At 64.4% G+C, this 19,682-nt stretch carries 19 protein-coding genes and 1 riboswitch; of the genes, 7 read left to right on the top strand and 12 right to left on the bottom strand.

All coding sequences use genetic code 11. The annotated features are described in order from the left end of the window. The first annotated feature begins 48 nt into the window (after nt 1–48). The gene (locus tag ACXJKC_RS17795; protein WP_456698077.1) at nt 49–1,782 is read left to right on the top strand and encodes an AMP-dependent synthetase/ligase; all 1,734 of its coding nucleotides are present in this window, start codon (nt 49–51) and stop codon (nt 1,780–1,782) included. Here ACXJKC_RS17795 and ACXJKC_RS17790 read toward each other — a convergent pair. The 3 genes from ACXJKC_RS17790 to ACXJKC_RS17780 all read right to left on the bottom strand — a co-directional run bounded on the left by ACXJKC_RS17790 (nt 1,749) and on the right by ACXJKC_RS17780 (nt 4,467). Next, a complete protein-coding gene (locus ACXJKC_RS17790) occupies nt 1,749–3,002 on the bottom strand; it encodes a hypothetical protein (protein ID WP_456698076.1) in 1,254 nt (417 codons plus the stop codon). The two genes, ACXJKC_RS17795 and ACXJKC_RS17790, sit on opposite strands and share 34 nt — an antisense overlap. Before the next feature lie 7 nt (nt 3,003–3,009). Further along, entirely contained in the window at nt 3,010–3,975 is a 966-nt protein-coding gene (locus ACXJKC_RS17785) for a C40 family peptidase (protein ID WP_456698193.1), read from the bottom strand. Nucleotides 3,976–3,988: 13 nt separating this feature from the next. Further along, nucleotides 3,989–4,118, bottom strand: a riboswitch (cyclic di-AMP (ydaO/yuaA leader). 115 nt (nt 4,119–4,233) lie between these two features. Then, nucleotides 4,234–4,467 (bottom strand): hypothetical protein, encoded by a 234-nt coding sequence (locus ACXJKC_RS17780; RefSeq protein ID WP_456698075.1) that lies wholly within the window; start codon nt 4,465–4,467, stop codon nt 4,234–4,236. Nucleotides 4,468–4,620: 153 nt separating this feature from the next. On the opposite strand from ACXJKC_RS17780, the gene ACXJKC_RS17775 reads away from it, so the two are divergent. Further along, complete coding sequence (locus ACXJKC_RS17775) at nt 4,621–6,324, top strand: DEDD exonuclease domain-containing protein (RefSeq protein WP_456698074.1); 1,704 nt, start codon at nt 4,621–4,623, stop codon at nt 6,322–6,324. Between the two features lie 27 nt (nt 6,325–6,351). After that, the gene (locus ACXJKC_RS17770; RefSeq protein WP_456698073.1) at nt 6,352–6,627 is read left to right on the top strand and encodes an Lrp/AsnC family transcriptional regulator; all 276 of its coding nucleotides are present in this window, start codon (nt 6,352–6,354) and stop codon (nt 6,625–6,627) included. 101 nt (nt 6,628–6,728) lie between these two features. Here ACXJKC_RS17770 and trpD read toward each other — a convergent pair whose 3' ends face one another. Then, the gene (gene trpD / locus ACXJKC_RS17765) at nt 6,729–7,769 is read right to left on the bottom strand and encodes an anthranilate phosphoribosyltransferase (RefSeq protein ID WP_456698072.1); all 1,041 of its coding nucleotides are present in this window, start codon (nt 7,767–7,769) and stop codon (nt 6,729–6,731) included. An 11-nt stretch (nt 7,770–7,780) separates the two neighbouring features. Further along, the gene (locus ACXJKC_RS17760; protein WP_456698071.1) at nt 7,781–8,185 is read right to left on the bottom strand and encodes a hypothetical protein; all 405 of its coding nucleotides are present in this window, start codon (nt 8,183–8,185) and stop codon (nt 7,781–7,783) included. A 24-nt stretch (nt 8,186–8,209) separates the two neighbouring features. Here ACXJKC_RS17760 and ctaE point away from each other — a divergent pair, with 24 nt between their 5' ends. The 4 genes from ctaE to qcrB all read left to right on the top strand — a co-directional run bounded on the left by ctaE (nt 8,210) and on the right by qcrB (nt 12,514). Beyond that, nucleotides 8,210–8,848 carry an aa3-type cytochrome oxidase subunit III gene (gene ctaE, locus ACXJKC_RS17755; RefSeq protein ID WP_456698070.1) on the top strand — a complete coding sequence of 213 codons (639 nt, stop codon included), beginning with the start codon at nt 8,210–8,212 and terminating at the stop codon, nt 8,846–8,848. Nucleotides 8,849–8,919: 71 nt separating this feature from the next. Continuing rightward, nucleotides 8,920–9,744 (top strand): cytochrome bc1 complex diheme cytochrome c subunit, encoded by an 825-nt coding sequence (qcrC, locus tag ACXJKC_RS17750; RefSeq protein ID WP_456698069.1) that lies wholly within the window; start codon nt 8,920–8,922, stop codon nt 9,742–9,744. After that, nucleotides 9,741–10,790, top strand: coding sequence for a cytochrome bc1 complex Rieske iron-sulfur subunit (gene qcrA / locus ACXJKC_RS17745; protein WP_456698068.1), 1,050 nt, complete (start codon nt 9,741–9,743; stop codon nt 10,788–10,790). Before qcrC ends, qcrA begins: the two co-directional genes overlap by 4 nt. Next, on the top strand, nt 10,787–12,514 hold the full coding sequence (qcrB, locus tag ACXJKC_RS17740; RefSeq protein WP_456698067.1) for a cytochrome bc1 complex cytochrome b subunit: 1,728 nt from the start codon (nt 10,787–10,789) through the stop codon (nt 12,512–12,514). The genes qcrA and qcrB overlap by 4 nt, the downstream gene beginning before the upstream one ends. A 206-nt stretch (nt 12,515–12,720) precedes the next feature. On the opposite strand, the gene ACXJKC_RS17735 is transcribed toward qcrB, so the two are convergent. From ACXJKC_RS17735 to ACXJKC_RS17705, 7 genes are all read right to left on the bottom strand, one after another. Further along, nucleotides 12,721–13,899, bottom strand: coding sequence for an Ig-like domain-containing protein (locus tag ACXJKC_RS17735; protein ID WP_456698066.1), 1,179 nt, complete (start codon nt 13,897–13,899; stop codon nt 12,721–12,723). A gap of 41 nt (nt 13,900–13,940) precedes the next feature. After that, on the bottom strand, nt 13,941–14,336 hold the full coding sequence (locus tag ACXJKC_RS17730; protein ID WP_456698065.1) for a cytochrome c oxidase subunit 4: 396 nt from the start codon (nt 14,334–14,336) through the stop codon (nt 13,941–13,943). A gap of 3 nt (nt 14,337–14,339) precedes the next feature. Then, complete coding sequence (gene ctaD / locus ACXJKC_RS17725) at nt 14,340–16,091, bottom strand: aa3-type cytochrome oxidase subunit I (RefSeq protein WP_456698064.1); 1,752 nt, start codon at nt 16,089–16,091, stop codon at nt 14,340–14,342. After that, nucleotides 16,091–16,924 (bottom strand): aa3-type cytochrome oxidase subunit II, encoded by an 834-nt coding sequence (gene ctaC, locus ACXJKC_RS17720; protein ID WP_456698063.1) that lies wholly within the window; start codon nt 16,922–16,924, stop codon nt 16,091–16,093. Before ctaC ends, ctaD begins: the two co-directional genes overlap by 1 nt. A 146-nt stretch (nt 16,925–17,070) precedes the next feature. Next, complete coding sequence (locus tag ACXJKC_RS17715; protein ID WP_456698062.1) at nt 17,071–18,051, bottom strand: carbohydrate kinase family protein; 981 nt, start codon at nt 18,049–18,051, stop codon at nt 17,071–17,073. A gap of 77 nt (nt 18,052–18,128) precedes the next feature. Further along, nucleotides 18,129–18,491, bottom strand: a complete 363-nt coding sequence (locus ACXJKC_RS17710) for a HesB/IscA family protein (protein ID WP_456698061.1) — start codon at nt 18,489–18,491, stop codon at nt 18,129–18,131. A gap of 82 nt (nt 18,492–18,573) precedes the next feature. After that, a complete protein-coding gene (locus ACXJKC_RS17705; RefSeq protein WP_456698192.1) occupies nt 18,574–19,680 on the bottom strand; it encodes a glycerate kinase family protein in 1,107 nt (368 codons plus the stop codon). Nucleotides 19,681–19,682: the final 2 nt, after the last annotated feature.

Here is a 19,682-nt window from a genome sequence, read left to right as displayed (position 1 = left end):
CCGATGGCCACATGGCCCAGAGGCGGCACCAGATAGTAGCCTCAGCATGTGACGCAGCCTCTTATGACAGATCTGGGCAACCTCAGCCTCGACATCCTCGACCGTCTCGATGCTCACGCAGACGATGTCGCGCTCGCCCGGATGGACGGCGACTCCTGGACGGATGTGACGCTCGGCGAGTTCCACAGCGATGTCGTCTCCGTGGCCAAAGGATTGATCGCTGCCGGCATCGCTCCGGGCGACCGGGTCGCCCTGCTGTCGAAGACCCGCTACGAGTGGACCGTCACCGACTACGCCATCTGGTGGATCGGTGCGGCGACCGTCCCGATCTACGAAACGTCGTCGGCATCGCAGATCGCCTGGATCCTGTCCGACTCCGGATCGGTTGTGGCCATCGTCGAGAACGAGGGGCACGCGGCCCGCGTCGCTGAGATCCGCGCGGACTCCCCCACACTGCGTGAGGTGTGGACGATCGAAGCCGGCGGGCTCGACCAGATCCGCGCGCTCGGTACCGATGTCACCGATGAAGCCCTCGAGGCACGACGCGCCGCCCTGACCAGCCAAACCCTCGCGACGCTGATCTACACCTCGGGCACGACCGGCCGCCCCAAAGGCTGCATGCTGACCCACGGCAACTTCCGATACGAACTCCAGGCCGCCCTCGACGAACTGCCGGAGTTGTTCGCCTCGGAGAACTCGTCGACCCTGCTGTTCCTACCCCTGGCACACGTTTTCGCCCGCATCATCCAGGTCGGCGCGATCCGCGCCGGGGCCAAGCTAGGCCACACCGCCGACGTCAAGGATCTGGTCGCCCATCTGGGCACGTTCCAGCCGACCTTCGTCCTGGGTGTGCCGCGAGTCTTCGAGAAGGTCTTCAACACCGCCAGCGGCAAGGCGTACGCCGACGGCAAGGGCAAGATCTTCGATCGCGCCGCACAGACTGCGATGGCCTACAGCCGCGCACTCGACACCGGCAAGCCGGGCCTGGGACTACGTGCCCGTCACGCATTGTTCGACAAGCTGGTCTACGGCAAACTGCGCGACGCGCTGGGCGGGCACACCGAGTACGCGATCTCCGGCGGAGCCCCCCTGGGCGAACGCCTGGCGCACTTCTACCGCGGAATCGGCGTCACGATCATCGAAGGCTACGGGTTGACCGAGACGACGGCAGCGCTGTGCGCCAACCGTCCGACCGACATGCGCATCGGCACGGTGGGCAAGCCCTTCGAGGGCACCGAGGTGCGCGTCGCCGACGACGGCGAGCTCAGCTTCCGCGGCCCGCAGGTCTTCACCGGATACTGGCACAACGAAACCGCGACCGCCGAAGCGATCGATCCCGATGGCTGGTTCGCGACGGGCGATCTGGGTGAGATCGACGAGGACGGCTACATCCGCATCACGGGCCGTAAGAAGGAGATCATCGTGACCGCCGGCGGCAAGAACGTCGCCCCGGCCGTCCTGGAAGACCGAGTACGGGCCAGCGCATTCGTCAGCCAGTGCCTCGTGGTCGGTGACGGCAAACCGTTCATCGCCGCGCTCATCACGATCGACACCGAGACCTGGACCGGCAGCCTCGACGATCCGGCTCTCCTCGCCGAGGTGCAGAAGGCGGTCGACGATGCCAACACCCAGGTCTCGAAGGCCGAATCGATCCGCAAGTTCCAGATCCTCGCCGATGACTGGACCGAGGAGAACGGCTACTTGACTCCGTCGTTCAAGGTCAAGCGCAATGCGGTCCTCCGCGATCTTCACGATACTGTCGAGGCGCTCTTCGTCAGGTAGTCGCGCCACTGCGCGGTGAGTTGCGCCTCGGTGATCCCGAACGCGTCACGCAGCGCCGCAGGGACATCGGTGCCTGCCAGCACCTCCTCGTAGAACGAGACGACGTTCGCATTGCCGTGCTGGTCGGCGAGCAGCCGAAACACCAGCCAGGCAGACTCGTAGACCGCGCCGAGCCCGTGACCGGCGGCATCGAACGCCGCGGCGTCGGGCAGTTTCGCAGGGAGTCTGCCGGCCGCGACCTCCGCCAGGATCTGACCCGCGCTGACCGCCAACGGTGCAGTGTCGTCGCGCAGTGCGACGTAGTCGGCAAATCCTTCGACAACCCAGGTCTCGGCGCTGGCCCCGACTGCTCCGGTGAGTTGGTGGACGGCTTCGTGGCTCATCACGACCTGCGAGGCCCGCTGGTCCATGGCCTCGAACACGCCGGGGTTGAGCACGATCACGGCATCGCGTGACGAGGAGCTGGCGACGTCGAGCCGTGTCGTCACGGCCGCGATCTGTCTGACCGTTTCGACCTGCTGTCCGACCGCCTGGGCCATCTGCTGCTGCGTGTGCGGTGAGACCACGACGACCTCTCCTTCGAGATTGGGCAAGGTGCGTGCCACGGTCGTCCGAGCCTGCGCGGTCATGGCACTGATCGGCCGGTCGGTCTGCCCCCCGTCGACCGAGATGACAACGCCGTCCGGCACCCGGTCGACTGTCACGGCTCCCATGAGCCACAGTGGCAGGATTCCGGTACGCGGCGCGGCGTCGACGATCGCCAGGGTGCCGTCGTCCTGGGGCACGACCTGCAGAGCGATCGAAGCGCGGTGCTGCGTTTCCAGACGCAGGCCGCTGGCCCGCCCCGGACGCCACGACACCTCGGCCACAGCGGTGGCGGAGCCGTCCCGCCGATCGGCGACATCACCGCCACTGATGTATCGCAGGTCGACATCGGTTGCACCGAGAGCCTGCAGAGAGGTCCAGGTCGTACGTCCGAATACCTCAGCCTTCTGCGATTCGCCGAAAGCCTCGACGAATGACGATTCGCTGGTCGCCGTGGAGATGGCTCGCAGTTGGGTCGTCAGCTGGGAAGATGAGTCCGCCGGGATCGCGATGATCCCGGCGGACTCGCCTGACGTGTTCCATGGTCGTTGCCAGAGCAGGATCGCACCGGCGATGAGCACCAGGACCGACAGCGCCGCCGCATTGGGCGACAGCCGTCGGCGGCGCTCGGCCAAGGTGCGGTCAGCCGACCCGGGCGGCGACCGAGAAGCCGCTCAATGTCGTGATCTCGACGCTCTTGCCCGGGCGAGGCGCATGGACGACCTTGCCCTTGCCCAGATAGATGCCGATATGGGACATGCTGGCGTAAGCGACCAGGTCACCGGGCTGCAGTGAATCGAAGGGCACGCGCTTGCCGGCCGACATCTGCGGCCCGACGACGCGGGGCAGGTTGACCCCGGCGGCGGCATAGGCCTTCATAACGAGTCCGGAGCAGTCCCAGCTGTTGGGGCCGGCGCCGCCGTAGACATAGGGCTCGCCGAGTTGCGCGAGCGCGAAGTCGATAGCCGCCTTGGCCCGTCCCGATGCCGTCGGATCGAAGTCGAGATCGACATCGCTGTTGTTGAACTTGGCCTGCTCGGCCGCATTCAGGCGCGCGAGCTGCGCCTTGGCAGCCTCGTACTTCTTGCGGATCTGGGCCCGCTTGGCGTCGGCGTCCTTCTTGGCTTCGTCGAGGGCGGTCTTGCGGTCCTCGAGCTGGGCACGACGGTTCTTCAGTTCTTTGCTGGTCTCGCCGAACTCCGCGAGGGCATCGGCGCGGGTGCTGTTGAGCGCCTGCACCGCACCGAGACCTTCGATGAACTCATCGGGGTTCTTGCTGCCGAGTAAGCTCGCGGTCGCACCAAGCGGCGCGTCGAGCTGCTGCTGGACGATCGCATCGCCGAGTTCTTGCTTCTGCCGGTTGTAGGCCGTCAGGTGACGCTTGATGTCGACCGTCAGATCATCGATCTCGGACTGCGTCGCCTTGGCTTCGGCACCGAGCTGGTTGACCTGCTCGTTCATCGCCTCGGCGTCATGGAACGCGGCCTCGACGTCTTTTGTCGTCACGGCGGGCTCGGCCTGGGCGGACGGAAACGCGAACAGCGCTGCCGTGATGGACAAGGTGGCTACCGCAATCGCACCGCGGCGGCGCGATGAAGCACCTGGCATCTGCACGTATTACTCCTACATCCTCGACGTCTACCGGGTGAGCTGACGGGTTCGGGCCTCGGATTGCCCTACGGCCAACGCGGACGCTGACCGATTCACCCCAGATACATGGTTCCCCGGTTCACCTCAGACATCTTCCCCATGGCTGCGGCGACTCGACGATGCGTCCGACACCGGCCTGGAGGGTCGGTGTTCACCGGACGCACAAGTCACCACTGTAGGTGGCCGCAGGGGTCAGATCAACTCTCAAACACCACTTCACCCCGCCTGTGTCTCGGGACCGGCGACTGGCGTCACGAGCCGAAGCGGCGGCGTGAGACCCGCGGCCGAGAGCACATCGAGGGCGGCCATCTCGTCGGCATCGATCTCGATCCCGGCCGGCGGCGCACCGAGGAGAAAGGTGACGACGCAATCGCCGCACGCGCTGGCACAGCGGACGAGGCAGCTGTCGCAATCGACGACCACCGAGTCAGCGGAATGGGACTGATGCATTTGGCACCTCCTGTGAAGACGTTGTCCCGTTGATCGGGTACGAACATCACGCTAGGAGCCGCCTCCGACAGAAACGCCGCAGACCGCAGGGAACGCGTCTCGGGTCGGAGCGGGAGCGCAAGCTTGTCGGTGCCGCCGCCTAGCCTGAGCGACGTGGAACTAGTCCAGGGAACATTCGACGAGCTCGGCCGCCAACTGGCCGATGTGACGTTCTGCGTCGTCGACCTCGAGACGACAGGTGGATCGGCCGCCAAGGGCTCCAAGATCACCGAATTCGGTGCCGTCAAGGTGCGCGGCGGCGCGGTGCTCGGCGAGTTCCAGACGCTCGTCAATCCCGACGAGATCATCCCGGCCTACATCACGGTGCTGACCGGCATCACCGATCAGATGGTGATCCATGCGCCGCGCATCGCCGAGGTGTTGCCGAGCTTCCTGGAGTTCGCCCGCGGCACGGTCCTAGTCGCCCACAACGCCCCCTTCGACATCGGCTTCCTCAAACATGCCGGCCGCGAGTTGGGTATTCCGTGGCCGGGCTTCGAGACGCTCGACACGGCTGTCCTCGCCCGCCGGGTCCTGAGCCGCGAAGAGGTGCCCAACTGCAAGCTCTCGACGCTCGCGGTCAAGTTCTCGGCGACCACGACCCCCAATCACCGGGCGCTGTCCGATGCCCGCGCCACGGTCGACGTCCTGCACGGCCTGTTCGAACGCCTCGGGCCTTTGGGCGTCACGACCCTCGAGGAGGTGTCCAGTTACACGTCCAAGGTCAAGCCCGAGCAGCGCAAGAAGCGGCACCTGGCCGAACACCTGCCCGAACAGCCTGGCGTCTACCTGTTCCGCGATGCCAATGACGACATCCTCTACGTCGGCACATCACGCAATCTGCGCACCCGTACGCGTTCGTACTTCACCAAGGCCGAAACCCGCACCCGCATGGGTGAGATGGTCATGCTGGCCCAGCGTATCGAGGGCATCGTGTGTGCCACTGCGCTCGAGGCCCAGATCCGCGAGTTGCGGCTGATCGGCAAGCATCGTCCACCCTATAACCGCCGCTCGCGTTTCCCCGAGCGGCTCAACTGGCTCAAGCTGACCCGGGAGCCGTGGCCGCGGCTGTCGATCGTCCGCGCGGTGCTCGACGATGACGCCGATTACATCGGACCGTTTCGGGGCCGTTCAGATGCCGAAGGTGCGCTCACAGCACTGCACGACTCCTTCCGCATCAGGCAGTGCACACCGCGGCTGGCGCAGAAATCCCGTAAGTCAGCGTGCGCCTTGGCAGAGATGGGCCATTGCCTGTCGCCGTGCGACGGATCGGCCGACCCCGACGAATACGCCGCCGAGGTCTCCCTGGTCCGCCGGGCCATGACGGGTGATCCTCACGACCTCGTCACGACAGTGCGGGCCCATATGCTCGATCTGGCCCGTACCGAACGGTTCGAGGACGCCGCCGTGTGGCGCGATCGTCTGACGGCCTTCCTGCGCGGGGTCGTACGTACCCAGCAGCTGCGTGAGCTGACCAGCCTTCCCGAACTCGTGGCGGCTGCCCCGCACCCAGGAGGCTGGGAGATCCACGTCATCCGGCACGGACGCCTGGCCGCGGCGGGGATCATGCCCCGCGGAACGCACCCGGCATCCTGGGTCGACACGTTGACCGCGACGGCCGAGACCGTGCTGGGCGGATTCGGACCGGCACCCTCGGCAACCGTCGAAGAGACTGAAACCGTCCGTCGATGGCTCGACTCCCCCGACGTCCGCATGGTGCGTGGCGCCTGGCAGACGCCGCTCGAAAGCGCCGCGAGGCATCTGCTGCCGTTCGAGGAGGCCAACTCCTCGTGGCAACAGCTCCAGCAACCTGGTTGACGCCGATCCCGCCGCTAAGGTGGTGACATGATCACCGCCATCGTCTTCATCCAGGCCGAGGTCGCGCAGCTGTCCGATATCGCTGAGCAGATCGCCGATATCGACGGTGTCAGCGAGGTCTACTCCGTGACCGGCGAGCTCGACCTGATCGCCATGGTGCGAGTACGCGAGATCGACGACGTCGCCAAGGTCGTCGCCGACCAGCTCAACAAGGTAAAAGGCGTCGTCACGACGCAAACCCAAATCGCGTATAGGGCCTACAGCCACCACGATCTAGAAGACGCCTTCAGCATCGGCCTCTAACGCTCGCGAGTCACCTAGTTACCAATCGCGAGTCACTGACTTACCGCTCCCGGAACCGCAGTGACTCGGGACCGGTAACTCAGTGACTCATCAGTGGTAATTCAGTGACTCGCGAGGGCTTGGGTGGCCGACGACCATTTCTTGAGGGTTGCGGCTGCGGCGCCGGAGTCGATTGAATCCTTGGCACGTTCAATTCCGGCGGCCAGGCGTTGGTTCAGGGTGCCCGGTTCGGCGGAGTGGGCCGCGATCGCGGCGCCGGCATTCATCAAGACCGCATCGCGGACGGCCGAGATCTCACCGTCCATGACACGGCGGAAGACCCCCGCATTGAACGTCGGATCGCCGCCGGCCAGCGCTTCGGCGGTCGACAACGTGAATCCGAGCTCTTGTGGATCGAGCACTCCTTCGGTGACCGTGCCGCCCCGGACCTCCCAGACCCTCGTCGTCGTGGTCGTGGTGATCTCGTCGAGACCGTCGTCGCCCCGGAACACGAAGGCATCCGCTCCGCGAGCAGCGAACACGGCAGCCATCAGCGGCGCCATCCGGATATCGGCACAGCCGATCGCCGAAGCTGCCGGCGAAGCAGGATTGGTCAGCGGACCAAGGAAGTTGAACGTCGTCGGGATACCCAGTTCACGACGAGCCGGGCCGGTGTGCCGGAACGACGGGTGGAAAACCGGCGCGAAACAGAACGTGATGCCCGCCTGGTCGAAGACGTCGACGATCCGGTCGGCCGGAACGTCGAGCCGGACCCCGAGCACCTCGAAGACATCGGCAGTCCCGCTGGAGCTCGACGCGGCCCGGTTGCCGTGTTTGACGACTCCGATGCCTGCCCCAGCGGCCACAACGGCCGACATGCTGGAGATGTTGACGGTCTTGGCCATGTCTCCGCCGGTGCCGACGATGTCGACGACCCGTCCGGGGACCTCAAGCCGGGTCGCATGCCGCAGCATCGAGTCGACCAGCCCCTGGAGCTCTGCCAGCGTCTCCCCCTTGCTACGCAGCGCCACCGCGAAGCCGGCGATCTGCGCCGCAGAGGCATTGCCGGCCAGGATCTCGTCCATGGCCCATGACGTCGAGGACGCGTCGAGGTCGATACGGGCCACGAGACCGGTCAGGACCTCGGGCCAGGTATGCGTCACCTGGTCGCCGTTCAACTGGGCTGGAGAACACCGCGCGCGAGATCGATGACGACCTCGGCGAGGCGGATGGGCTCGATCGGGTGCGTCAGCGCAGCCTCGGCACGCGACCACGTGGCAAGCCACGCATCCTGCGGACGTCCGGTCAGGACCAGGACGGGAGGCGCTTGGAAGATCTCGTCCTTGATCTGACGGGCAATACCCATACCGCCAACGGGCACAGCCTCACCGTCGAGAATCGCGATATCGACACCGCCGGCGTCGAGGTGCTGGAAGACAACCGGCTCGGTCGCGCATTCGATGTAGTCGAAGGGCGGGAGGTCGGGGTGCGGTCGGGCCCCAAGCGCCGACAACACAGCAGCTCGGACGTCTTTGTCGTCGCTGTAGACCAGGACACGCAGGGGCTTGTGCTCGCTCACAAGTCGATCGTACATAATGAACCCGTGGCGACTACATCAGTGATTCCTGCTTCCCGACTTCACGGCCAGGAAGGCCGTCCCTCGATGGTGACGGTCGGGACCATCGTTTGGCTCGCAAGTGAGCTCATGTTCTTCGCGGCACTGTTCGCCGCATACTTCACGATCCGCAATATCTCTCCGGAGCTGTGGACGCAGGAAACCGAGAAGCTCAACATCCCCTTCGCCACGGCCAACACCACGATCCTGGTGCTGTCGTCGGTCACGTGCCAGTTCGGCGTCTTCGCGGCTGAGCGCGGTAAGGCCGGCCGCACCGGCAAGGTCTGGCAGTTCAGCCAGTGGGGCATGCGCGAGTGGTTCATCCTGACCTACGTCATGGGCGCGATCTTCATCGGCGGCCAGGCGCTCGAGTACGCCGAGCTCGTCCATGAGAACGTGACGATCGCCGGCTCCCCCTACGGCAGCCTGTTCTACCTCGCGACCGGATTCCACGGCCTCCACGTGATCGGCGGACTCCTCGCCTTCCTGCTCGTCATCGGCCGTACTTTCGCCGCGCGCAAGTTCACCCATGAGCAGGCGATCTCCGCGATCGTCGTGTCCTATTACTGGCACTTCGTCGACATCGTGTGGGTCGGGCTCTTCGCCACGATCTACATCATCCGCTAAGGCTTGCCTCAGTTCAGCTCTCCGGTGTGCCGAAAGGTACGCTCGCACTACTTTCAGGAATGGAGTTCTCGGTGCGGAAATTGTCCACCAGACGCCGGCATCCACTAGCTGGCTTCGTCGTCCTCTTTCTGGGGCTCGTCGTTGCCGGAGGCTTGTATGCGGCATTCGCGCCGAAGCCGGCCACAGCCGCCGAAGTCAATGCCAATGACGTTGAGGCGGGTCGTGAGCTGTTCCTCGTCGGCTGCGCCAGTTGCCATGGCGTCAACGCCAGCGGAATCGAAACTCAAAAGGGCGGCAACTACGGCCCCAGCCTGATCGGCGTCGGCGCTGCCGCGGTCGACTTCCAGGTCGGCACCGGCCGTATGCCGATGGCGCAGACCGCGCCGCAGGCCCCCAGCAAGGAACCGGAGTACGACGAGGAGGAGACCCGCCAGCTCGCTGCGTTCGTCGCTTCGCTCGCGCCTGGTCCGGCCATCCCGGGCGAGGAATACACCGATATCAGCAAAGCGTCCGTCGAAGACATCCGCGAAGGCGGCGAGCTGTTCCGCAGCAACTGCACGGCCTGCCACAACTCGGTCGGAGCCGGCGGAGCCATGCCCGGCGGCAAGTACGCCCCCTCGCTGAAGGGCGTCAGCGCCCAGCACATCGCCGGAGCCATGATCACCGGCCCACAGCAGATGCCGGTCTTCTCCGATGACGTCATCACTCCCGAAGACAAGCGCAACATCATCGCGTACATCAAGACCGTCCAGAACCAGCCCAACTACGGTGGACTCGGCGGCGGAGGGCTCGGCCCCGTGGTCGACGGCATGTTCATCTGGATCATCGGCATCGGTGGACTGGTCATCGCCTCCATCTGGATCGGCGCACACGGAGCAAGGGTGAAGAAGCGATGAGCGACGAGCTGCAGCCTCAGGTCGACGCGGAACCCATCAAGGATCCGGGTCTTCCCGAGCACCAGTACCGCCCGCAGGACGTCGACGAGTCAGCGGCCCGCCGCACCGAACTGCAGATCTCAGGCATGTTCACCGTCGCCGCGATCTTGGCCCTCGGCTTCTGCTTCGCGTATTTCATGATCGACAAGGACGAGACGTTCCTCGGCTGGTCGGCTCAGAACTTCGCCTTCGGCGCAACCCTCGGTGGCTCCATGATGCTGATCGGCATCGGCATCATCCAGTGGGCCAAGAAGTTCATGGGCGATCACGAGATGGTCGAGATGCGCCACCCCACGGTCTCCTCTGACGAGGACCGTGCCGCAGTACTCAAGGACATCAGCGACGGCGTGGCCGAGACCGGACTCGGTCGTCGTCCTCTGATCCGCAACACGCTGCTCGGCGCGATGGGTGCCCTCGGTCTGCCTGCCATCGTCTTGCTGCGTGACCTCGGTCCCATGCCTCACAGCCAGCGCGAGACGGTCTGGAAGAAGGGCATGCGCCTGGTCAACGACGTGACCGGCACACCGATCAAACCGTCGGACCTCCAGGTCGGCCAGCTGGTCAACGGCCAGCCCGCGATCGTCTACGAAGTCGACGCCGACGGCGAGCGCGTGCTGCACGGCACGCCGTTGCTGCAGGCCAAGTCGAAGGCGTCCATCATCGTGGTGCGCATGCGTCCCGAGGACATCACGCCGTCGAAGGGCCGCGAGAACTGGGGAATCGACGGAATCCTCTGCTATTCCAAGATCTGCACGCACGTCGGCTGCCCCATCAGCCTCTGGGAACAGCAGACCCACCACCTCCTCTGCCCCTGCCACCAGTCGACGTTCGACCTGGGCGACAACGGCAAGGTCGTCTTCGGACCCGCCTTCCGTCCGCTCCCCCAGCTGCCGCTGGGGCTGGACGACGAGGGGTACCTGATCGCTATGAGCGACTTCCCCGAAATCGTCGCGCCGAGCTATCCAGAACTCGCACGTGACCAGAAAAAGTTGGATGATAAGTCATGAGCACGACTGAGCAGAGTGCGCCGCAGCAGTCGGAGAGCACGCCCATCCAAGACACCCCGTTCGGCAAGAAGGCAGCCGGACCGGTCGGATGGCTCGATGAGCGTCTCGGCCTGGCCGGTGTCGCCAAGAAGAACCTGCGCAAGGTCTTCCCCGAGCACTGGTCGTTCATGCTCGGCGAGATCGCGTTGTGGAGCTTCGTCGTCCTGCTGCTGACCGGCGTCTTCTTGACGTTCTGGTACCAGCCCAGCATGGTCGAGGTGCCCTACCACGGCTCCTACACGCCGTTCAGCGGTCTGGAGATGTCCGCGGCCTACAAGTCGACGCTCGACATCTCGTTTGACATCCGCGGCGGTCTGCTCATGCGGCAGATGCACCACTGGGCCGCAGCCCTGTTCGTCGCCGCCATGATCGTGCACATGCTACGCGTCATGTTCACCGGCGCGTACCGCAAGCCGCGCGAGATCAACTGGATCATCGGCCTCTCGCTCCTGCTGCTCGGAATCATCGAAGGCTTCGCGGGCTACTCGCTGCCCGATGATCTGTTGTCCGGAACCGGCCTGCGCTTCGTCGACGGCCTGATCCGCTCGATCCCGATCGTCGGCTCGTTCCTGGAGTTCTTCATCTTCGGTGGAGAGTTCCCCGGCGACGTCATCATCCCCCGCCTCTACATGGTCCACATCCTGCTCATCCCGGCGATTCTGCTCGGTTTGATCGGCGCTCACATGCTGTTGCTCATCTACCACAAGCACACGCAGTGGCCGGGCGCCGGACGCACGCAGGAGAACGTCGTCGGCTACCCCATGTTGCCCGTCTACGCGGCCAAGGCCGGTGGCTTCTTCTTCATCGTGTTCGGCTTCCTGGCTCTCATGGGTGCGTTCATCCAGATCAACCCCGTGTGGGCGATCGGACCGTACAACCCGTCCGAGGTCGTCGCCGGCTCGCAGCCTGACTGGTACATGGGCTTCGTCGAAGGCGCCGTCCGCATCATGCCGGGCTGGGAGAGCACGATCTTCGGATTGACGTTCAGCTGGAACGTGTTCATCCCGGGTGTCATCTTGCCGACGCTGTTCATCATCGTCGGATTCGCCTGGCCGTTCCTGGAGCAGTGGATCACGGGTGACCGTCGTTCGCACCATCTGCTTGAGCGTCCTCGCAACGCCCCGTTCCGCACCGCGTTCATCGTGGCCTGCATGACGCTGTACGGCGTGTTCTGGATCGCCGGCGGTAACGACATCATCGCGACCCAGTTCCACCTGAGCCTCAATGCGATCACCTGGTTCTGCCGCGTCGGGATCTTCGTCGGACCCGTCTTGGCCTTCATCATCACCAAGCGGATCTGCATCGGACTGCAGCGCGCAGATGCCAACCGCATCCTGCACGGCTACGAGACCGGCATCATCGAGCGGTCACCTGACGGTGGCTTCTCGGAGCGCCACGCTCCCCTGCCAGTCGCTGCGCAGTACAAGCTCACGAGCCACGATCGGCTGCCTGTCCTCGAGGCGCCAGCTGAGACCGACGCGAATGGCGTCGCCGCGCCTCATGGTCGCAAGGCCAAGTTGCGGGCCAAGCTCCGTGGGTACTACTACGACGGCGCTCTCGACAAGCCGACCGTCGAAGACGTGCAGCATGCCGAGGAACACCTGGCTGGCCACGACGGCCACCCGAACGAAATCGGCGAGGACTTCCAGGGCGTCTCCGAGACAGGTATCCCGAAGGTCCACTGATCCATCGTCGAAGCCCCCGTCAGCTGTTGCTGGCGGGGGCTTCGTGCATATGCCGGGCGAGGAACTCGTGTGGGACTACTCCCCCACCGACTGGACGCCTCCCTCGCACGTCAGCGGCACATCGGTGGACTGGTCCTTCACGCCATTTCGTCTCGAGGCCTCAGTGGCCGATGTCGAGATCTCGGCCCCCAGGACCCAGCAGCGTGTCAGGACTGGGTGCTCAGCGCCGATCCGGCGGTCCACTCAGACCACGGGACGTTCCAGTCCGTCCAGCCATTGCGGTCCTCGAGCGGACGGGGACTGTTGACGTACCGGATGATGTCGCCGCGCCGCGAGCGGTCGTAAAGCCATTTCGCATCGGAGGTGCTCATGCCGGTACACCCGTGACTCACGTTCGCCACGCCTTGCGAACGCACCGACCACGGCGCCGCGTGCACGAACTCGCCCGAGTTGGTCAGGCGCATGGCCCAACGGACATCCGAGATGTTGTAGTAGCCCGGATCCTCAGAATCCACGCCTGTCGTCGCAGCATCCATATCGACCGAGGAGAACTTCTCCATGATGACCTTGATGCCTTCGCGCGAACGGTGCGTATTGTCGCCGGTTGTGACCGGCATCGTGCGTACCGGCCGGTCGTCGACGGTGTACCGCAGTTTGTGCCTGGCGACGTTGACGACCGAGACCACCTTCTTGCCGACCCGGAAGTCGATGTCCTGGTCCTGTTGCCCGTAGATGCCGCCACCGGCTGACAGCCCGTTGAGTCGAAGCCGGACATTGACCTTGGCGTGCGCCGGCCAATAGGTCTCGGGCCGAAAATGCGCTTCGCGGTCGTTGAGCCAGGTCCACGAACCCACGACGTTCTTGTCGGTCGTGACGGCCATGTGCTTCTCGTACAGCGCCCGATTCTTGACCGGGAGATCGAATGTGACGATGACCGGCATTCCGACACCCACCGTCTCACCCTCCAACGGTGCGACCGACGGATACGTCTGCTGTTCGAGCGTGAGCTGCTGGGTCGTGAACGTCCGCTTCACCGTTGCGGACTTGCCGTCCTCCCCCGCACCGCGAGCCGTCAGCCGGTACGAAGTGCCAGGCTCCAGCCGATCTCGTGCGGTCCAACCGTTGGCGTTGATACGGCCGGGAATCTGGGTCTTGCCATCAGCGGTCTGGAGCGTGGCTTCGGTGACCGAACCGTCCTCGACCAGCACCTTGACCCGCGTGCTGACCTTGACGTCCTTCTCGCCCGGCTGGACGTTCGGCGTCAGGGCGATGGGCACAGCTGACGCAGCCGGCTCATCGGGCTCTGACGAGGCGATAACAGAACAGCCGGCAACGGCGACCAGCACACAGCAGGCCGCCCAGGACGAAAAACGAAGATCCCCCACCGCCACAGTCTACGTGGCGATGGGGGATCGTCGAAAATGGCTCAGTGAGCGTGGATGCCCCGGTAGTACTCGAACACCCAACCGCACACCATGACTCCCAGTATTCCGGCGCCGATGATGAACAGCCACCAGCCGATGACAACACCCAGCACGACGACTGCCAGCGCCAGGGCGCAGAACAGCGGCCACCAGCTGTAGGGCGGGAAGAAGCCCTGCTCGCCAGCGCCTTCGGCAATCTCGCCGTCGCTGCGGTCTTCAGGACGGTCCGGGATCTGCTTGGCGACCACGGCCAGGTAGAAGCCGAGCAGGGCACACAACAGCGTCGTCATGACGAGCGCCGTCGTGCCAGTCGGATCCTTAGTGAGGACCCAATAGACCGGGGCGATCAGTGCGAAGAAGATTCCGCACGCCAGAATTGTCCAAGTTTCGGCCTTCATGGATCAGTGCTCGCCCTTCGCATCGCCGATGGCTTCGTTCTTGCCGCTCACATCAGGTGCGTCGGCAAATGTGGAGTCTTCGCCCGGATTGTGAGCCAACTCGAGAGCTGCGATCTCCGGGTGGTGCAGGTCGAAAGCCGGGCTTTCGGACCTGATGCGCGGCAGCGACACGAAGTTGTGGCGCGGCGGCGGCGAGGAGGTGGCCCATTCGAGCGAGCGTCCCCAGCCCCACGGATCGTCGAGGCCGACTTGCGGCGACTTGCGCGACTTCCACACGTTGTAGAAGAACGGCAGCGTCGAGGCACCGAGCAGGAATGCACCGATCGAGGAGATCTCGTTGAGCGTCGTGAATCCATCGCCGGGTCCGTAGTCGGCGTAGCGGCGCGGGAAGCCCTCGACACCCAGCCAGTGCTGCACCAGGAAGGTCAGATGGAAGCCGATGAACAGGAGCCAGAAGTGGATCTTGCCGAGCTTCTCGTCCAGCATGCGACCGGTCAGCTTCGGCCACCAGAAGTAGAAGCCGGCGAACATCGCGAACACGACGGTGCCAAAGACCACGTAGTGGAAGTGCGCAACCACGAAGTAACTGTCCGACAGCTGGAAGTCAAGTGTCGGCGATGCCAGGATGACGCCGGTCAGACCGCCGAAGAGGAACGTCGTCAAGAAGCCCAGCGAGAAGATCAGCGGCGTGTCGAAGGACAGAGATCCGCCCCATAATGTGCCGATCCAGTTGAAGAACTTCACGCCTGTCGGTACCGCGATCAAGAACGTCATGAACGAGAAGAACGCCAGATCGACCGAACCCGTGACGAACATGTGGTGGGCCCACACGGCGATCGACAGCGCCGCGATCATCAACGTCGCGCCGACCAGGCCGACGTAGCCGAAGATCGGCTTACGGGCGAACACCGGCAGGATCTCGGTCACGATGCCGAAGAACGGCAACGCGATGATGTAGACCTCGGGGTGACCGAAGAACCAGAACAGGTGCTGCCACAGAATCGGTCCGCCGTTGGCCGGGTCGAACACATGGGCACCCAGGCGGCGATCAGCCTCGAGCGACAGGAGCGCAGCGCCGAAGATCGGGAAGGCGATCAGGACCAGCATGCTGGTCACCAGCGTGTTCCAGACGAAGATCGGCATGCGGAACATCGTCATGCCGGGGGCACGCATCGTGAAGATCGTGGTGATGAAGTTGACCGCACCCAAGATCGTGCCGAGACCCGACATCCACAGGCCCATGACCCATAGGTCACCGCCGACCCCTGGTGAGTTGACCGCATCACTCAATGGGGCGTACGCGAACCAACCGAAGCTGGCCGCGCCGCCGGGCACGAAGAAGCCCGAGACCACGATGATGCTGCCGAACAGGTACAGCCAGTAGCTGAACATGTTGAGGCGCGGGAACGCGACATCGGGCGCGCCGATCTGCAGCGGCATGATCGCGTTGGAGAAGCCGAAGAACAACGGTGTCGCGAACATCAGCAACATGATCGTGCCGTGCATCGTGAACAACTGGTTGTAGGTCTCGTCGTCGACGATCTGGGTGCCGGGCTGAGCCAGCTCGGCACGGATCAGCAGCGCCAGGATGCCGCCGATGATGAAGAAGGCGAACGACGTGATGAGGTACATGTTGCCGATCACTTTGTGATCGGTCGTCGTCAACACAGTGACGATCTTCTGACCCAGGGTGCGCTCGTGCGTCACCACGCGATCCGAAGCGTCATCAAATGAGGCTGTTGCGTCGCTAGTCATCAGGACCCTGACCCATCTCCCTGAACGCCGGTGACGTTCCCAGTCTTGACGTCACCTTCGAGGCCGGCGATCTCATTGGCCTTCTTGGAGCCTTCGGGGGCTCCGATCTGACCGGCCTCTTCGAGCTCGGCGAGGTGCTTGTCGTAATCGGCGCGCGAAACAACGTGCACCTTGAAAATCATGCGTGAGTGGTAGAGACCGCAGAGTTCTGCACAGCGGCCGGTGAACTCACCCGTGCGTGTCGGTGACAGATCAAAGGTGTTGATCTTGCCCGGCACGACGTCCATCTTGAAGTAGAACTCGGGAATCCAGAAGGAGTGGATCACGTCAGGTGACTTGAGCACGAAGCGAACGGACTCGTCGACCGGGAGCCAGAGCTCGGTCGGATCCTGCGGGGTGCCGATGTCGAAGACATCCTCACCCTTCGCAGCGTCTTCGTTGAGGTAGTTGAAGGCCCACTGCCACTTGCTGCCCACTACCTCGATCGTGTGATCGGGATTGTCGACGCGTTCGAGCACATTGTTCTGCGAGGTGACGGTGTGGAAGAAGAACACCGCCACGATGATGACCGGCGCGAAGGTGTACAGCGCTTCGATCGGCAGGTTGTAGCGAATCTGCGCCGGAACCTCGTCATCACTGCGGCGACGGTAGCGGATCATCGCGTAGACGATCAGACCGAAGACCAGCAGGAAGATCACCAAAACAGCGATCCAGGCACCCAACCACAGTTCCCAGATGTCGTCGGTACGGTCAGTGCTGCCCACAGGCAGTGCCAGCCGCTTGAGGTCATTATCGGCGTCTGGTGCACAACCGCTCAATACAACGGCGGCCACGAGGAGAACCGCCCATTTCATCCGACCCACGAGGCGCCTTTCTAAACCATGACTGTCACAAGATGACATCAAGAACCTTAACGCAGGGCTGTCTCGCCAGGTCGGTGAGGTAAGCCTGTGTTGAATTTGGGTTGTTCCCCGCGTATTCATGCGCGAAACAGTGCTGCGCCGACCTCGGCACGGGCAGCTTCGCCGTACGAGGCGCCGATGCGCTTGAGGAAGTTTTCGCGGTCGAGTGCGTACTCCTGCGTGCCCTTGGTCTCGACGACGCTCGCGGCAATCGTGCAACCGATCTGCGCGGAACGTTCGAAGTCGAGATCAGCTGCGATACCGGCCAGGAATCCGGCCCGGAAGCTGTCGCCCACTCCTGTGGGATCGACCGCCACCACGCCTTCGATCGCGCCCACCTCGATGGGCTCGGCACCACCCTCGGGATAGATCGTCACGCCGTCCTTGCCGCGCGTGATGATCTGGGTTCCGACGTGGGCGCGTACTTCGTCGGCGGTCCAGCCGGTCTTCTGCTGGATCAGCGCTGCTTCGTAGTCATTGCTGAACAAGTACGTCGCACCGTCGATCAGCTGGCGGATCACATCGCCTTCAGCCCAGGCCAACTGCTGCGAAGGATCGGCGGCGAAGGCGATGCCGTTGTCACGGCACGCCTGTGTGTGGCGCAGCATGCCTTCTGGATCATCGGGCCCGACCAGGACCAGGTCGAAATCGGCACCGACGGCCGTCAGGTCGATGTCACGCGCCTCGGCCATCGCGCCGGCGTAGAACGTCGCGATCTGGGCCATGTCCGAATCCGTCGTGCAGACGAACCGTGCCGTGTGACGGGTCTCGGAGACCCGCACTCCGCTGGTATCGACGCCAGCGGCATCAAGCCAGCCGCGGTACTCCACGTCGAAGTCGCGACCGACGGCACCGACCAGGAGCGGCCGATGACCCAGCTTCGCGAGGGCGAAGGCGATGTTGGCGGCGCACCCCCCACGGCGAACGTCGAGGTCGTCGACCAGAAACGACAGTGAGATCTTGTCGAGCTGGTCCGGCACGAGCGAGTCGGCGAACTTCCCGTCAAATGTCATGAGGTGATCGGTAGCGATCGATCCAGCGATGGCGAGGTGCACCATCACACAATAGTCAACGCCCTCCCGCTGGCGCAGGAGGGCGTCGTGTGACCTGATGCAGGTCGTGGTCTAGCTACGTCTCAGTGGAACGAATCTCCACAGGCGCACGAGCTCGTGGCGGCGGGGTTGTCGATCGTGAAGCCCTGTTTCTCGATCGTGTCGACGAAGTCGATCGTCGCGCCGCCGAGGTACGGCAAGCTCATCCGGTCGACGACAACGTTGACGCCGCCGAACTCGAAGATCTGGTCACCGTCGAGCGAACGCTCGTCGAAGAACAACTGGTAGCGCAGTCCGGAGCAACCGCCCGGCTGAACGGCGATCCGCAGCGAGAGATCGTCGCGTCCTTCCTGAGCGAGCAGGCTCGCGACCTTGGACGCAGCTCCTTCACTCAGGCTGACACCGGTCGCACTCTCGACGTTGGACTGCTCGGTCTCGACTGTCATGTGTAACTCCCATGGTCTGGTGTGGAGGACTCGTCGTCATCCAACAACGTGCTCCGTGGCGATTCCATTCCATCCTACGTGGTCAATCGTGACGTCGTGGCGACCACGTCCGTGCGACGCGCTCGGCGAGATCGCAAAGGTGCCGGTAAGGATCGGCCATCGACGCCTCGACATCCACATAGTCGCTGACTCCATAGGCGGCTTCGACGCCCATGGCACGCATCTCGCGGGAGCCGACCAGGACCTGTCCGGCCAAGACGATGCAGGGCCGCGCGGCCGCCGACGCGACAGTTGCCACCCCGTAGGCGACTTTGCCGGCACGGGACGAAAAGTCGTACGTCCCCTCCCCTGTGACGACCAGATCGTGTCGGGCCGCCTGTGCGGTCAGTCCGACCACCTCGGCCACGAGCTCGATTCCCGACACCCGCTGCCCGCCCAGCAGCATCAGCGCGAAACCAAGTCCGCCGGCAGCACCGGCACCCTTCGTATCGGCGATTCGCCGCTCGGCCGGAGTCGCTCCGCACGCCGCCTCGACGAAGGCATCGAGGACGCCGTCGACCGTGATGATCTGATCGTCGTCCAGCCCCTTCTGCGGGCCAAAGGTCTTGGTCGCACCGAACATGCCCAGTAGCGGCAGATCGACATCGGACGCGATCACGATTTCGACGTCCTCGACCCGATCGCGTGCACGACCGATATCGACCCGGGTGACACCGCTGAGACCCACGGGACCTGCATCCAACGGGACGTCTGCCGTCGCGCCGAGTGCGCCGAGCAGGCCCGCTCCCCCGTCATTGGTCGCGCTGCCGCCCAGACCGATCACGATACGTCGCGCACCGGTGTCGATGACCCGGGCGATGACCTGCCCGACGCCGTGAGTCGTTGCGTTCATGGGGTCCGCGGGATCGACAAGCTGCAGACCGCACGCTTGGGCGCTCTCGACATACGTCGTGTCACCGACCGACAACACCGTGACCGGCACCGGTGCGCCCAGGGGGCCTCGAACGACCTCGACGACAAGCTCGCCCCCGATCGCGGCGTGGATCACGTCGACGAAGCCGGGCCCGCCGTCAGACATGGCAGCGGGCGTCAGGATGTCGTCGGGCGCGTGGCGCTGCCAGCCCTCGGCAATCGCACGGGCCGCCTCGGGGGCCGACAGCGTCCCGCCGAATCCATCCGGCGCGACCAGGA

Source organism: Aeromicrobium sp. P5_D10, from assembly GCF_054049535.1.
The sequence above is the reverse complement of the archived record's forward strand: the minus strand, read 5'-3'. Positions and strand labels throughout refer to the sequence as shown.

Bases quoted from the DNA above. Each gene is read 5' to 3' on its own strand.
- qcrA (WP_456698068.1), top strand. From the start codon at position 9,741: ATGAGCGACGAGCTGCAGCCTCAGGTCGACGCGGAACCCATCAAGGAT.
- ACXJKC_RS17780 (WP_456698075.1), bottom strand. From the start codon at position 4,467: ATGCATCAGTCCCATTCCGCTGACTCGGTGGTCGTCGATTGCGACAGC.
- qcrB (WP_456698067.1), top strand. From the start codon at position 10,787: ATGAGCACGACTGAGCAGAGTGCGCCGCAGCAGTCGGAGAGCACGCCC.
- ACXJKC_RS17730 (WP_456698065.1), bottom strand. From the start codon at position 14,336: ATGAAGGCCGAAACTTGGACAATTCTGGCGTGCGGAATCTTCTTCGCA.
- ACXJKC_RS17710 (WP_456698061.1), bottom strand. From the start codon at position 18,491: ATGACAGTCGAGACCGAGCAGTCCAACGTCGAGAGTGCGACCGGTGTC.
- ACXJKC_RS17770 (WP_456698073.1), top strand. From the start codon at position 6,352: ATGATCACCGCCATCGTCTTCATCCAGGCCGAGGTCGCGCAGCTGTCC.
- ACXJKC_RS17785 (WP_456698193.1), bottom strand. From the start codon at position 3,975: ATGCCAGGTGCTTCATCGCGCCGCCGCGGTGCGATTGCGGTAGCCACC.
- ACXJKC_RS17715 (WP_456698062.1), bottom strand. From the start codon at position 18,051: ATGGTGCACCTCGCCATCGCTGGATCGATCGCTACCGATCACCTCATG.
- ctaD (WP_456698064.1), bottom strand. From the start codon at position 16,091: ATGACTAGCGACGCAACAGCCTCATTTGATGACGCTTCGGATCGCGTG.